General features: G+C 41.9%; 11 protein-coding genes. 3 read left to right on the forward strand and 8 right to left on the reverse strand.

What is annotated here, in order from left to right:
• Nucleotides 1-60: 60 nt before the first annotated feature.
• Nucleotides 61-1,140, reverse strand: a complete 1,080-nt coding sequence (locus B3E00_RS10045) for a Glu/Leu/Phe/Val family dehydrogenase (RefSeq protein WP_293938337.1) — start codon at nucleotides 1,138-1,140, stop codon at nucleotides 61-63.
• 181 nt (nucleotides 1,141-1,321) lie between these two features.
• Between B3E00_RS10045 and B3E00_RS10050 the strand changes: the two genes are divergently transcribed.
• On the forward strand, nucleotides 1,322-3,103 hold the full coding sequence (locus tag B3E00_RS10050; protein ID WP_293879359.1) for an ABC transporter ATP-binding protein: 1,782 nt from the start codon (nucleotides 1,322-1,324) through the stop codon (nucleotides 3,101-3,103).
• 68 nt (nucleotides 3,104-3,171) lie between these two features.
• On the opposite strand, the gene B3E00_RS10055 is transcribed toward B3E00_RS10050, so the two are convergent.
• The 6 genes from B3E00_RS10055 to B3E00_RS10080 all read right to left on the reverse strand — a co-directional run bounded on the left by B3E00_RS10055 (nucleotide 3,172) and on the right by B3E00_RS10080 (nucleotide 10,321).
• The gene (locus B3E00_RS10055) at nucleotides 3,172-4,413 is read right to left on the reverse strand and encodes an MFS transporter (protein ID WP_293938338.1); all 1,242 of its coding nucleotides are present in this window, start codon (nucleotides 4,411-4,413) and stop codon (nucleotides 3,172-3,174) included.
• Nucleotides 4,414-4,590: 177 nt separating this feature from the next.
• A complete protein-coding gene (locus tag B3E00_RS10060) occupies nucleotides 4,591-5,685 on the reverse strand; it encodes a dipeptidase (protein WP_293938339.1) in 1,095 nt (364 codons plus the stop codon).
• Between the two features lies 1 nt (nucleotide 5,686).
• Nucleotides 5,687-6,793 carry a D-TA family PLP-dependent enzyme gene (locus tag B3E00_RS10065; protein WP_293938340.1) on the reverse strand — a complete coding sequence of 369 codons (1,107 nt, stop codon included), beginning with the start codon at nucleotides 6,791-6,793 and terminating at the stop codon, nucleotides 5,687-5,689.
• A gap of 10 nt (nucleotides 6,794-6,803) precedes the next feature.
• Nucleotides 6,804-7,268, reverse strand: coding sequence for a RidA family protein (locus B3E00_RS10070; RefSeq protein ID WP_293938341.1), 465 nt, complete (start codon nucleotides 7,266-7,268; stop codon nucleotides 6,804-6,806).
• A 30-nt stretch (nucleotides 7,269-7,298) separates the two neighbouring features.
• The gene (locus B3E00_RS10075; RefSeq protein WP_293938342.1) at nucleotides 7,299-8,627 is read right to left on the reverse strand and encodes a GntP family permease; all 1,329 of its coding nucleotides are present in this window, start codon (nucleotides 8,625-8,627) and stop codon (nucleotides 7,299-7,301) included.
• 221 nt (nucleotides 8,628-8,848) lie between these two features.
• Complete coding sequence (locus B3E00_RS10080; protein ID WP_293938343.1) at nucleotides 8,849-10,321, reverse strand: aminoacyl-histidine dipeptidase; 1,473 nt, start codon at nucleotides 10,319-10,321, stop codon at nucleotides 8,849-8,851.
• Between the two features lie 127 nt (nucleotides 10,322-10,448).
• Here B3E00_RS10080 and B3E00_RS10085 point away from each other — a divergent pair, with 127 nt between their 5' ends.
• Complete coding sequence (locus tag B3E00_RS10085) at nucleotides 10,449-11,933, forward strand: glycoside hydrolase family 130 protein (RefSeq protein ID WP_293879377.1); 1,485 nt, start codon at nucleotides 10,449-10,451, stop codon at nucleotides 11,931-11,933.
• Here B3E00_RS10085 and B3E00_RS10090 read toward each other — a convergent pair.
• Entirely contained in the window at nucleotides 11,905-14,118 is a 2,214-nt protein-coding gene (locus B3E00_RS10090) for a glycosyltransferase family 4 protein (RefSeq protein WP_293938344.1), read from the reverse strand. The two genes, B3E00_RS10085 and B3E00_RS10090, sit on opposite strands and share 29 nt — an antisense overlap.
• A gap of 216 nt (nucleotides 14,119-14,334) precedes the next feature.
• Here B3E00_RS10090 and B3E00_RS10095 point away from each other — a divergent pair, with 216 nt between their 5' ends.
• Nucleotides 14,335-14,922 carry a sugar O-acetyltransferase gene (locus B3E00_RS10095; protein ID WP_293879381.1) on the forward strand — a complete coding sequence of 196 codons (588 nt, stop codon included), beginning with the start codon at nucleotides 14,335-14,337 and terminating at the stop codon, nucleotides 14,920-14,922.
• Nucleotides 14,923-14,975: the final 53 nt, after the last annotated feature.

Consider the following 14,975-nt stretch of genomic DNA (forward strand, 5'->3'; position numbering starts at 1 on the left):
GTAATTTAAAGAACGATTTTTTTATAAAATAATAAGTAAGAACGATTTTGGGAATGAAGACTATCGCTTGATTTTTTTAATATCTTGGATACGCTTCTCCGCGATGCGATTGGCCGCTTCAAAAGTTGCGATATTTTCTTCTTTTGATTTTTTCAATACGTCTCTTGTCGCATTATAAATATTTTTAATCACAAATTCAGTGTGGTCTACACCATAGTTTTGAATTTCTGAATAACAGCCAATTAATGCCCCTGCGTTAATCAAATAGTCCGGAGCATATAATATACCTCTTTCATGCAGAATTGAACTGGTGATCAATTCATCTTTCAATTGATTATTTGCCGAACCAGCAATAATTTTACATTGCATTTTTTGCGCTGATTCTGGATTTACTGTACCGCCCAATGCACAAGGAGCATATACATCAAAATCGTGATCAAATACTTCACCGTAGGGAATTGGCTCGGCTTTGTACTTGGCCGCTACTTTCAACATTTTCTCCTCTGTAATATCACTGACATACACGCGTGCATTCTCTTCACGCAACATCGCAATCAAACGCTCACCGACTCCACCTACGCCATGGACTATGACCTTTTTGCCCGCTACACTCTCCGACCCATAGAGTTCTTTCAAACAAGCTTTGATCCCAAAATAAACACCTTGTGCAGCAAAGATCGAAGGATCGCCAACACCACTACCATGAATTGCTTTTGGCAAACCAGCCACGTGGTCGGTCTCCGTATAAATATGTTCTAGATCGCGTTGGGTAGTGCCTACGTCCAAAGAAGCAATGAAATTACCATTCAATCCTTCAATAAACTGGCCCAAACGGCGCAATAAAACCTCAGATTTGTCCAAACGGCTATTACCGATTATCACAGCACTTCCCCCACCGAGATTCAATCCGGTGATGGCAGACTTATAGGTAATGGCCTTGGATAAACGTAAAGCATCCTCAATAGCTTCTTCTGTACTTTCGTATGGTAACATACGAACCCCTCCTATCGCAGGTCCCAATGTGGTATCATGGATCGCAACGATAGCTTTTAAGCCCACTAATTCATCATTACAGAAAAATAAGTTTTGATGACCAGACTGGCTCATCAATTCAAAAATAGAATTTTGAGATGTTGACATAAAATGTACTACTCTAATTTGTTTTAATTTTTTAAGGTACTTGATGCAAAAGTAGGAAAATTATTCGTTGTGCCTAACAACTTTTTTTATCCAAGACTTAACATTTGATTTCCGAATGACAGTAAATTCACTTAAATCGTAAAACATTTTGACGAATTAGTTCTACTTTTGTATCCATAATATGAAGGATCTCGCCTACTTAAATAAGTACTTTTATAAATATCGCTGGAAACTGATTCCAGGGGTTATTTTTGTTATCATCTCCAACTATTTCGGGGTATTGCCCGCAAAGGTAATCCGCGAAGCATTTGATTTGGTACAGGAAAACATCTATCTGTACCGTCTATTTGATGGTTTCGACAGACAGGAACTCATCTACCAAGTATTTGGCACCAGTCTCCTGTTTTTTGGTTTCGTCGTGCTCCTTCTTTCGCTTTTACGGGGTATTTTCTTATTCTTTATGCGGCAAACGATCATCTTAACGTCACGTTATATTGAATACGATCTCAAAAATGAGATCTATAACCACTATCAGGATTTAAACTTTGGTTTCTTTAGAAAGAATAATACAGGGGATCTGATGAGCCGTGCCACCGAAGATGTCAATCAGGTACGTAACTACCTGGGACCTGCAATCATGTATGCGATTAACACTGTTGTCCTTTCTATCATGGTTATTTATGCAATGTACAGCGTAAATGGCCGGTTGGCAACCTATGCATTGGCTCCAATACCAGTATTGTCGGTCATTATTCTGTTTGTCAACAAAATTATTAATAAGCGTAGCTTAAAAATACAGAAACAATTGGCCAACCTTTCTTCTTTCGTGCAGGAAACATTTGCCGGTATCCGCGTCATCAAGACCTATACCAGAGAACAAAATAAAATGCAGGAATTTGAGAAGGAAAGTACCATCTATCGTAATACGGCTCTCGACCTCGTCAAAGTGCAGGCTGTTTTCTTTCCGCTTATTCTTTTGCTTATTGGGCTCAGTACGGTAATTACCATCTACATTGGTGGGATTGAAGTTGCCAAAGGCACTGTAACGGCTGGAAATATAGCGGAGTTTATTATCTATGTCAATCAATTAACTTTCCCTGCGATGTCCTTGGCTTGGGTAACTTCACTGGTGCAGCGTGCCGCAGCCTCGCAAAAACGCATCAATGAATTTCTTCAGACGGAATCTCCAATTGTAAATGGAAAAGGCACCAAAGAATTAGCTGGTGCAATCCGGGTTGAGGAGATTTCCTTTACTTATCCGGAAACAGGCATTCAAGCCATTAAAAATATATCCTTTCAAATTCCGATCGGGAAAACACTCGCTATTATAGGAAAAACAGGGTCCGGAAAATCAACCCTAGCCAACTTACTTCTCCGGATGTATGACACCGATAAGGGAAAAATAAATTACGACAATCTGGAGATCAAAGCTTTTGATTTCAAAAGCTTGCGCCAACAAATTGGATTTGTCCCACAAGATGTTTTCTTATTTTCGGATACCATTGCCAATAACATAGGCTTTGGCCTGGATCAATTTACACAGGAACAAGTGGAGCAGGCCGCTAAGGATGCTGCTGTATACGACAATATTATCGCCTTTGAAGATGGTTTTGAAACTGCTGTTGGCGAACGTGGTATCACCCTCTCTGGTGGACAAAAACAACGGGTGTCTATCGCTCGCGCCCTGATTAAAGAACCCAAAGTATTGATATTTGACGACTGTCTTTCAGCCGTGGACACAAAAACGGAGGAAACAATTCTCCGTTCACTCAGCCGCATTATGAAAGGCAAGACTTGTATTTTTATCGCGCACCGCATCTCAACGATCAAGAATGCAGATCATATTCTTGTGATGGATCAAGGCGAAATTGTTGAACAAGGTACGCACACTGAACTGATGGAGAAAAGAGGTGAATATTTTGAACTCCATGAAAAACAGTTACTGGAAAGTATTGTCGAATAGTTTAAATATCCCTGAATTTAGCTAAAGGATGCGGACTAGTCTGGTCTTGATCGGGCAGAACGCATCCTTTAGCTGACTACCCGATCCACTATTGCTTTATCTTCTTTAAAAAAAACGGCAAATAACACAAGACAAAACCCAGAAATACCGGCAGGAATAAACCAAAGGTATTCCCAAAATTGCGACGAATAGGCCGCTTTGAGATAATCCGATACAGCACCAGCAACCCAAAAACCGATCAACATCCCTACACCATACATTGCAATGGTGATAAGTCCCTGTGCAGAAGCCTTATATTTTTCACCAGCAATTCTATCTGTATAGATCTGGCCGACAACAAACATAAAATCATAGCAGATTCCATGCAATAAAATACCGAATACAAGTAAGAATGCTCTTTCTTGACCGTCACCGAATGCAAAAAACAAGTATCGGAGCGCCCAGGCGGAGATTCCTAATAGAATCATATTTTTATACCCAAGTCTTCTAAAGAAAAATGGGATCAACAACAGACAAATTGCCTCAGAAAATTGCCCCATGGCCATCTTTGCAGTCGGATTTGGGATGCCAACATTTACCAAAAAAGGATTAGCATTTTGGTAATAAAACGAAATCGGAATACAGATGACAATGGCTGTTACAAAAAAAATTAGAAAACTCCGCTGCTTTAAAAGCTTTAGCGCATCTAAACCAATCGCCTTTCCAAAATCAAATTTTTCCCCCTTAATGTTGGCTTGTGGCGGCGTCTTTGGTAATGCAAGACTAAAGACTGCCAATAGCAGTGAACAAATCGCCCCCATAATAAAAGTATTGTGAAGGGCGCCTTCCGCTATCGATTCGGGTGCGTCCCAGCGAAACAAATAGCTGATCACAAGCCCCGAACAGATCCAACCAATCGTTCCCCAAAAACGCAATCCCGGAAAATCTTTCTTCGCATCTTCAATATGACGGAATGCTATTCCATTAGATAAAGACAGCGACGACATATATGCCATAAAGTAAATAAATACATAGGGATAAAAATGCGTCGCATCTGGTGCCTGTGACATTCCATAGAGCAGCACCGCTCCAATCAGGTGTAAAACCGAAAGTACGCGTTCGGCATTAAAGTATCTGTCAGAGACAAAACCGACAAAGAAAGGAGCAAATACGGCTCCAAGCGACTGCGTCGCAAAAATATTTGCTACCTCCATACCGGAAGCATTGAGCGAATTAATAAGGTATGTTCCCAAAGTTACAAACCAAGCCCCTTTGACAAAATAGGTCAAAAACATCATCAGGGACAATTGCACACGTAATACTGGATTCATCTGTTCATTAGTATTGGAAGAAGTTGATTTTTCTACTAAACACAACAACGCGTCCAGCAACAATAAGGTCTTCTAAGTGATGTCGCTCGTAAAGGCGTAATTAAAAACTTAAAACATCTTAAATACCTGACATAGTCATTGATTTCATCAGCGCCCAATGCTGCCACACCGCTTTCTTTAAGACTGTGGCAGCACAATTCGCATAAAATTAAGCCAATTCTTACTGGCGATTTTTTCAAGATCGGTTTTCCCATATCCTCGTTTTCCGAGAATACTAAAGACTTTCTGGATATCGGCAATCGTCTCTAGATCATAAGGGCATTGCTCCCGGCCAAAGGCTCCATCAAGATCACTTCCCACCCCCACGTGGTTCACATTTCCCGCCAATTGACAAATATGGTCAATATTGTTGGCCACGATTTCCAAGGAGCAATTGCTTGTTTTAGGGTCCGATATACCTCGGATCCAGTTAGGCACCATCATCCAGGCATCTAGCGCCACACCAATGACGGCTTGCTTCTCAACGAGGGCTCTAATCATTTCATCACTAAACTGCCTATTGTGGTCCACAAATTTGCGGCAATTATTATGGCTGGCCCAGATCGCGCCATGATAACGTTCGACAGCGTCCCAAAAAGCATCATCATTCAGGTGGGTCGCATCCAATATCATCCCTAGACGCTCCATCTCGCGTAACAGCATGATGCCTTGCTCATTAAGCTTGCCAGATGCATCTGTCCCATTAGCATACCGACCTGGACCATAATGTGCTGGCCCAATAGCTCGCAAACCATAGTTATATGCCGTTTCCAGATTACTGATATCCACTATGGAATCTGCACCTTCTAGACTCAACAGGTAACCAATCGGCTTATGCATATGATCAATACCATCCGACCACAGGGCTATATGTTGGTCCAAATCGGCCTTTGTACGAATCATTTTTAGCTGACCGTCAGCTTCCATTGCCCTATACCACGCGAGCTGCCCCTGGGTCTGCGCCCAAGCCTGTTCTGCGGAATACCAACCGGGCAAGGAACTTTCAGGTGTCACGAAACGGGCAATTTGAGTCGCAACGACCAAACCAATATGACCACGACGCAATTCATCAAAAGTAACTGTTGCCCTACCACGATCTGGCTTGTCTTTCATCCCTCCTTCCCGACGATTAAGTTCGGTAATCGGAAGTCTAAGATCCCGGTTCCACTCCATGGCATTCATGCTTAAATCTAAATGAGCGTCTACCAAGAATGGCATTTCAAATTCATACATATCAATAATTTATCTTTTTATCTCGCGCGTAAACAGTCCAAACCTGATCTGCCTGCCCCTTGTGAACCACTTGCAGGTCGCCATAACAAGCTACCGTAGGACAGATATGCCGTGGTACGGCATAAAGGGCATCGCCAATGCTAAATTCGGAAGCTTTTGCAACTTCGACCACCAAGTGCTCTTCACTTTGCATCTTTATTTGTCCAACACGGGGATCGAAAAATTTGACACGGGGTTGCGGCAACTCACATGCAACTGATTTATACCCCAAGTCCAGACAGAGGTGATTGTGATCAACAATCGAAACTACACGCGTCAAAAGCACTGCTGCGAATATAAAATCCTGCTCGACATAATTTTCGGCATAGCCAAAATCCCAAAACACAAACGTTCCGGGACTGCATTCTACGTCGGTGCGCTCGGCGTGAAAAGGGAAACTTGGTGAACCACCAATAACTTTAGCTAAAGGTTTCGAAGTAGACACCTGTGCCATAAGGTAGGCGGTTTCGAGTATGCTATAAGAACGTTCACTTTGTTTTTGGCGAGACTTATAGTCTTTATCATGAATATGACCATCATAACCATGCACGCCGATAAGCTGAATTCCTTCCAAGAGATGGATATCCATAACCAGCCGTTCAATTCTCTCTAACGAAACGCCAGTTCGTCCCATGCCCACATTGACGTCTAGATAAACATCGCTGCATAATTCTTTCGAAAGACTCCGCTTTGAAATATCCTGCGCAGCATCGACATGATCCACAAGACAGGCAAAATGAGTATCGGGGAACGCTGCTATTAAATTGAGAAAACGATCGATTTTAGGTCCTACAGGCTGGTACGCCAGCAAAACATCTTTGGCTCCGATCGCACCTAACAGCTCTGCTTCTGCAATTGTTGCACACTTAAATTTCGTAATCCCTTTATCTACCATAAGCTGGCATACCTCCCGGCACTTGTTTGTTTTAATATGCGGCCGCAACCGGTCAGCCTGCCCATGCACCCTATGTAAAGCGCTTTCGATGTTCTTTACAATACGGTCGGGGTAAACAAGCAAAGCTGGCGAATCGACCCGATCAAGATTATCTATATGACACCAAGTTTCCATATGAAGCGGGTTAGTATAATTCAAATAAGGCTTCTATTTCGACTGGAATATTATCGGGCAACGAGCCAAAACCAACAGCACTACGTGTTCCAATACCATTCTCTTCTCCCCAAACTGCAGCAAATAGTTCACTACAGCCATTAATGACCCCGGGATGATAGAGAAAATCGGAGGTGCAATTGACCATACCTAATACTTTGATAACCCGTTTAATTTTGTTCAATGATCCCAGGTTAGTTTTTATGGTCGACAACATTGTTAGACCAACTTGTCTTGCGGCAAGTTTGCCCTCCTCTGGACTGATGTCACTTCCAATTCGACCGATAATCAACGTGGCGTCATCTTGCACCGGACCATGACCAGAAAGATACAGGTATTTACCATTGATAACATATGGTTTATAAACGCCTTTTGGTGCAGGCGCCGGAGGTAAAGTCAAACCTAATTTTTCGAATTGTTCATCTGCGTTATACATCTTTAACGATTTTAAAATTTAAAATAATAGCTAATATAAAATTAATTGTACTAGTAAAAGGGCTAAAAGCCCAACGATGGAAACAATCGCCTCCATCACCGACCACGAGTATAGCGTATCTTTGAGGCTTAGGCCAAAGTATTCTTTAAATAACCAGAAGCCAGCATCATTGACATGTGAAAACATCAGACTTCCGGCTCCTATAGCCAATACCATAAGATTCGGATCCGCTTTTCCTGCAGTAACAATAGGCAGTAAAACACCTGCGGCCGTTAATGCCGCAACAGTAGCTGATCCAACACAGCCCCGGATGACGGCCGTAATGAGCCAGGCCAGCAGTAATGGCGAAATAGGAAGTTGCTGCAATGTGTTTGCCAACAACAGGCTTACCCCACTGTCCTCCATCACCTGTTTAAAGATTCCAGATCCCGCAATAATCAATAAAATCATGGCAACATCTTTCACGGCAGACTCATAGACTGTCATCACACTGGCCATTGATCGCCTCAGTTTTAATCCTAATAAATAAGTGGCCACACCGATAGCGATCAACATAACAACGGTAGGGTTACCGAAAAACTTTAATGCCTGCCCCAATGTCTCGTCGCTTATGTGATAGCAATAAGGAAGCAATGTAAATAGAACAATAAGTAATACCGGCAGCAAAGCGACAGTCAAACTTACGCCTACAGTCGGACGGAGGTATTCTGCAGTATTTGAGCGATCTTTTTCGCGGAAAATTGATTCTCGAATTGGTCGTATGTTTTTCAGACTTCTCCCAAATACAGGTCCGCCCAAAACGATTGCCGGTATAGCAATTAAGAGGCCATAAATAAGCGTCAATCCCATATCTGCATGAAACAAGGCTACGAGAGCCACTGGTGAAGGATGTGGGGGAATAAATCCATGGGTGACCGACAAGGCTGCCAGCATCGGCAACCCAATATATACTGCAGGCAATTTATACCGGTAAGAAATCGAAAATATCAGGGGGACTAACAGGACAAATCCAATCCCATAAAATAGCGGTATTCCAACAACAAAGCCTGTCAACATCAGTCCCCACTGGAGGTGCCGTGCCCCCATCAGTCGTACCATTTTTTCTGCAATAATCTCAGCAGCACCACTCTCAGCGATAATTTTCCCTAGCATAGCCCCCAGGACAAGAATTAAAGTCAGGCTACCCATCACTCCGGCTATTCCCTTTTCGACAGTGCCCACTAGCTTTGCGGGTGAAATACCCAAACAAAATCCACTGAATAACGAAACAATCAAAAAAGCGAGAAAGGCATTGATCTTAAAATAAGTGATGCAGACGATGAGCAAACAAATGCTGATTACAATGAGGATTATAGTCATTATATCATAATTAGGATTCTCTCGAATGGAGAGTTTACATATTATTTTGGTCTAGTAAATCGTTTTTTCAGTTTCAAAGTAAGGATATTTTTTCATTTTTTCTATAAAAAAGATAAATTAGTATAAAGCAGAAAGGTATGGTTTATCACCATACCTTTCTTTTTTCATGATCTACTGCCGTATTATATCGACTATCTGTCGAGGACTAAAGATGCTGTTATTTAAATTTGTTTTTCAGGAATCTCTTTAAGAATTTCGAGAATAAACCTCCAAAACTTCTGCACGGAAGAAATGGAGACGCGTTCTGCTGGCGAATGTGCGCCTAAGATTGTAGGGCCAAAAGAAATCATATCCATTCCAGGGTAGTTTGTGCCCAAAATACCGCACTCGAGTCCAGCGTGACAAGCCACGACTTCTGGCGCTTCACCGTGTTGTACCGTGTAAATGGATTTTAGAACTTCCAAAATTTCAGAATTCGGATTAGGGGCCCATCCGGGGTAATCACCCGAAAAATCCACCTTAAAACCACCTAGTTCGAATGCAGCCTGCAAAGATTGGGCTAAATCAAATTTAGATGTTTTGACCGAAGATCTCGTTAAACATTTGATGGAAACCTTTTCGACACCGACTTCAACTTTAGCAATATTATTGGAGGTTTCTACCAGGTCTTCAAAATCGGCACTCACACGGTATACTCCATTCAGGGCCGCATAAACACTGTTGATTAGATTTTCCTGGACCTCTACCGGAACTACGGTTGCGTAAGCAGCATCAGTCTGCCTCACCACTATTTCCATAGCCGGTTCCGTTGTGGCAAATTCCAATTTAATATCCTGCGCCAATTGAGTCAGATTCTGAACAAAGCTACTTGCCTTATCCTTAACGACAACCACCTTGGCAACGCTTTCTCTGGGAATGGCATTGCGCAGGCTTCCGCCCAACAGCGACGCAATACGAAGCCCATACTGTTGATAAGCTTTATATAGCAAGCGGTTCATCACCTTATTTGCATTCGCGAAACCTTTATGAATATCCATTCCGGAGTGTCCTCCATGCAGTCCTTTCACCGTAAGTTCGAATGATAACATGTCGAAAGGACAAGGTTCTGCGCTATACGACTGTGTTGCTGTTACATCAATCCCTCCTGCACAGCCAATATCAATCTCGGTGTCATTCTCGGTATCCAGATTCAACAGGATTTCGCCCGAGAGCACGCCACCTTTTAATCCTAACGCTCCAGTCATTCCGGTCTCTTCATCAACGGTAAATAAGGCTTCAATAGCTGGGTGCACAATGGCAGATGACTCCAAAATTGACATGATTGTCGCGACGCCAAGACCATTATCCGCACCTAAAGTGGTGCCTTCTGCTCTTACCCAATCACCATCCACATACATCTTTATACCTTCGGTATCGAAGTCAAAAATAGTATCGTTGTTTTTTTGGTGCACCATATCTAAATGCGACTGCAGTACAATCGTTTTACGATCTTCCATTCCCACAGTAGCGGGCTTTTTAATAAGCACATTTCCAATCTCATCTACGCTTGTCGCTAACCCCAGTGATTTTCCAAAGTCTACCATAAAAGCAATCACGCGTGCTTCTTTTTTTGAAGGTCTTGGCACCCCATTTAGAGCAGCGAAATTCCTCCAAATTGCTTTCGGCTCTAACGTATCTAAACTATTTTCAATCATATCTTAAAATTTTCCTGAGCCAAAGTTACTCGATTTTTATCAGATATCCTTTGATTATTGACTGGGAATAAAAACAAAAGACAGGCGCGATTCGTTCTAATAAGGATGTAAACATGAACATAATATTATGCATAAACCAGTACAAGTTGAACGAAAAGATATTTACTTTAAGCCAGATAAAAAAAGAGTACTAGCACGTTTCTTTTTTCTAGGAGATGATCGCACAATCAAAGTCATCAAACGCATCTTATCCCTTAACGAATCGCAGCGGAAAGAAGTCTTTGGGCAGGTCCTGCGAAGCTATACCAAGAGACATCGGAGCATTGTTCATATCTTTGAACGAAATTTTGATCGGGTAAGCCACTTATTGGCAAAGATTCCTTTTTCAAAAGAGAAACTAAGTCATATTGACAAGTTACTGATTGGCTCTTACTTTACCATGGAGTATTCGATAGAGTCGGCGGCCTTATTTAATCCGTCCATCATAGAACATCCGGACCAGACAGAATTATTTAAAGGGGAAAAACGTATTATTTTAAGTTTCAGGGCCACTGGTGAAGGCCATGTTTCTTCTATCGTTTTTCGCTCGGGCACATTGGATGTTAACAATAATATTCATATTGACTATGTCGGTAGTTTATTGGATAAACCTATTCAAGTCAAAAATCATCGTTATCATAAGGAATCTTTCTTAAAGAAGATGAATGAGCTACATGCCGAGCCCACTGAAGTGAAGTCTAAACTGGAGGCAAAACTAACAGATACCTTTACTTACGAGGAACTGAAGCGGTATATTGATGAAGTGCGCCAGGATAGCGAGGAAAACCTTGAAAATGTAACATTTTTACAGCAGGCGCTCTGGCTCGCTTCCTCGCATTATGAAATGACGTTCTCATGGGACACCTCCATTTCAGAACGCGTAATCTTTCCACTCGCTGACACCGAAAAGAGAGGCATTGAAGATGCCCGGTTTGTCCAGTTCAAAGATGAGAAAGGTGAGAGCGTCTATTATGCAACCTACACCGCCTATGATGGATTTAGCATTCTCCCTAAACTATTGACCACAAAAGATTTTTACCATTTTAAAGTGAAGCCTATTTATGGTGAAATCGCCAATAAGGGTGCAGCATTATTTCCAAGAAAAATAAACGGACGCTATGCCATGCTCTGCCGCATTGACGGCGAGAACAATTATATTGCTTACTCTAACAATATTAATATATGGCAGGAAACGGCTATCCGAATTCAAGAGCCCGAGTATCCATACGAATTTGTGCAGATTGGTAATTGTGGGTCACCAATAGAAACGCAGTATGGTTGGCTGATCCTTACCCATGCCGTAGGGCCAATGCGTGAGTATGTTTTGGGGGCCTCCCTTTTGGACCTGGATAACCCCCATGTTGAGATTGGTCGCCTACATAGCCCCTTGATGACCCCCAATGATGAAGAAAGGGAAGGATATGTACCTAACGTCATTTATTCTTGCGGAGCGATTGTGCACAATGATCACCTCATTTTACCCTATGCGATGTCTGATTATGAGTCCACTTACGCAACAATCAAACTCGAAGATTTACTACTCGCTATCTTAAACCCTGATCGCTATATTTAAAAGCACGATATACCTCAACATAAGCTAAATAGAAACAAAGGGTGCTTTCAGCACCTTGGTTTCTATTGATGCCATAGGATTCCAAACCATCGCAGCAACCCTTGGTTTCCTCATCATAAAGTCCAAGACGAAGATCATTCTCTCCCAAAAACCAGCGAAACGAGGCAATCATTCGGTTGAAATAGATTTTCTTATTCGTCAGTTTAAATGCTTCGCGATACATAAATACCATAGCCGTTACATCAAGAGGCTGCTGGCCAAATTTACTGATATGCTTGCCTTGCTTGGCCCATTCCTGATTTCCAACCAATGAAAGGGCGCCGTTTTGTATGGTTATGCTTTCGAGAAATTTGAGTGTAGATAGTCCCAACTGTTTTATTTTATCATCGTTTAAAAATGAACTAGCAGCCAATAACGCATAGGGCAATATCGCATTGTCATAAGTCAATACAGGCTCAAACCATTGCCAATGTTCATCAGAACTGGCGTCATATTCCCACACCAACTTACCAATAAGCGTCCGCATCAACTCTATCATTACTTCATCGTTGGATTGGTCCTTTAAATATTCTGCAATTCCCAATACAGTATATGCTATCGCACGGATAGAGCGCAACCGACTGAAATTTGGCACAGCTCTAAAAAATAATTCGCGTCCCAATTGGTAGTAGCTTGTCAATTCAGTTTTACGAAGAAGTATGCCCAAGGCCCATATTGTCCGCCCAAAGGAATCTTCCGAACCGACGTCATCGAGAAAATTATGCTGGAAATCCATAAAATTATGAAATAGTCCATCTTCGCGCTGATGATAATAGATATAACTGAGGTAAGTGGAGATACGACGATCTAACTTCTTATCTGCAAAATCATCTTGAGCCAATAAGGTGAGTAGAAGTGCTCTGGCATTATCGTCGATGCAGTAGCCTTCTTTGTAGTTTGGCAGGGAATACGTTGCATGCTGTAAGATACCGACTTGATTAGTAAGTCGATCAATATGCTTCCAGCTGAATTTGGGCATTTCATCTTTTGTAAAGGCTACATTTTCTTTGAGGCCGTCGGAGGTTGGAATGATTTTTTCCAAAACCCGCGTGTACCGAAGGCCTATATTTTTCCAGGTTAACTCTTTTCCAAACGCACCCGCGTTGTCTCGTAATGTGGTGCGATAATCTAAATTTGAGAACAGATTTTTAAGTACTTCAGCCATTCTGGCGGAATTTTTAAATTCAACCAGTACCCCCCTTCCATCGGCGAGCAATTCCTTTGCATGCCAATAAGGAGTGGACACTACCGCTGCTCCCGCTCCGATGGCATACGATAACGTCCCACTGGTAATCTGCGCCTCGTTAATATAAGGAGTGACATAGACGTCGCAAGCGCATAGATACTCGACAAGATCGGTCTGACTGACGAAGGAATTGATAAATCGAACATGTTCCTCCAAATGGTAGGCTTCCACTAGACTGCCGAGATACTCCCGATATTCCTCCCCCGAATGCGCCAATACATTCGGGTGTGTTTTACCAACGATGAGGTATACGAGGTCAGGTTCATCTTTGACAACTTCGGGTAGGGATTCAATCACCATTTCAATGCCCTTATTTCGTCCCAAAAAACCAAAGGTCAACAGAACCTTCTTCCCCGAAAGGCCTTTTTTAAACTTTGCAAGTTCATGATCCAAGGTAAATTCCGGCACTCCATGGTGTATTAATACAACTTTTGTCGTATTGATCCTATAAATATTTTTGAGTAATGTTATCGCATAATTGCTCATGACAGTAACAATAGAAGCCCGCTTAACGATTTCAATGAGAATAGCTTTTTCATCGACATTCGGCTTTTCAAGAATGGTGTGAAAATTTACCAATAATGGTATATGCAGCGCATTAATCAAGGATAGGATATACATCCCGCTATTACCACCGAAGATGCCGTACTCGTGCTCCAATAGCACACAATCGTAACCGTTTTCATTAATATAGTTGGCCGCTTCAATATACGACAACTGAGCATGTTGGTCTATTTTAAAAACAACTTCACTGGGATAAACATAATCCCGGTCCGCAACAGCAAAAACATGTTGTGTCAATTCCTGATTATGCAGCGCAACAGCCTGCAACAAATCTGACGTAAAGGTGGCAATACCACATTCTTTGGGTAAATAGGTACTTATATAAGCGATTTTCATTGAAATAATAATTATTGGATAAAGCCCAGAACTAGGCCGTAGCATACGTGTGCTACACTATCTAAATGCTTTTCAGATGAAAATTGTTTTGTCACATCGTTAGGAATTCAATGAAAACGTGCATGGGGAGTGAATCCCATCAATGAACGGTTGTCAGATTAGTATTGTATTTAATCATCAATTTATCTATGTTTGCCACCTAAAAGAAAGTACTGAATGAAATCACCAAAAGAGAAAATGATTGCCGGCCTTCCCTACCTTGATTCGGATGGGCAGTTATTTAAAGATAGGCAATACGCCAAAGAAGAGCTTAAGCGATTTAACGATTCGGAACCTAAACAAATTAAATTTAGAAAACAGATTATTCAGAAACTATTTAACGCAACAGGACACCGTTTTTTTCTCGAGCCACCCTTTCGTTGTGACTACGGCTATAATATTACTATTGGTGAAAACTTTTACAGCAATTATAATTGCACTATTTTAGACTGTGCTCCAGTTATTATCGGCGATAACGTACTATTTGGACCTAATGTAAGCCTATTCACTGCTGGTCACCCCATTCATTTTGAAGCAAGAAATCAAGGCTGGGAATTTGCGCTGCCAATCGTTATCGAAGATAATGTATGGATAGGTGGGCATGTTGTTGTCAATCCCGGCGTACGGATCGGAAGAAATTCGGTGATTGGCTCTGGATCAGTCGTTACTAAAGATATTCCATCAGACGTCATAGCGGCTGGTAACCCTTGCCGGATCCTTCGTCCGATAACTGAATCTGATCGAATCAACTACGACGAAAGTTAGTAAAGTCACACATGCTGGATGGATCGGGACCACCCTATTATTGTATTTACCCA

The sequence above is a fragment of the Sphingobacterium sp. UBA5996 genome, from assembly GCF_002429765.1.
Taxonomy (GTDB): Bacteria; Bacteroidota; Bacteroidia; order Sphingobacteriales; family Sphingobacteriaceae; genus Sphingobacterium.